Annotated in this window: 1 protein-coding gene; it reads left to right on the forward strand. The window is 70.9% G+C overall.

The window, feature by feature from the left end; translation table 11 throughout:
• On the forward strand, nt 1–326 hold a 326-nt coding region (locus PUR56_RS00330), incomplete at both ends, for a beta-ketoacyl synthase N-terminal-like domain-containing protein (protein WP_329947350.1).

Genomic DNA, 326 nt, shown 5'->3' on the forward strand with positions numbered 1-326 from the left:
CGGGGACGTTCTACGCCCGGGAGGGCGGGTTCCTGTACGGGGCGGGGGACTTCGATGCGGGGCTGTTCGGGATCTCGCCGCGTGAGGCGTTGGCGATGGATCCGCAGCAGCGCCTGTTGCTGGAGACGTCGTGGGAGACGATGGAGGCGGCGGGTGCCGATCCGCTGGGCCTGCGCGGCGAGCCGTTGGGCGTGTTCGTCGGCGCCTCGTTCATGGGGTACGGCACCGGGGCGGCGGAGAGCGGGGAGGGCCTGGAAGGCCATCTGCTGACGGGTACGGCTTCGTCGGTGATGTCGGGGCGGATCTCGTACACGTTCGGCCTGGAG

The organism is Streptomyces sp. BE303, assembly GCF_036290945.1.
Taxonomy (GTDB): Bacteria; Actinomycetota; Actinomycetes; order Streptomycetales; family Streptomycetaceae; genus Kitasatospora.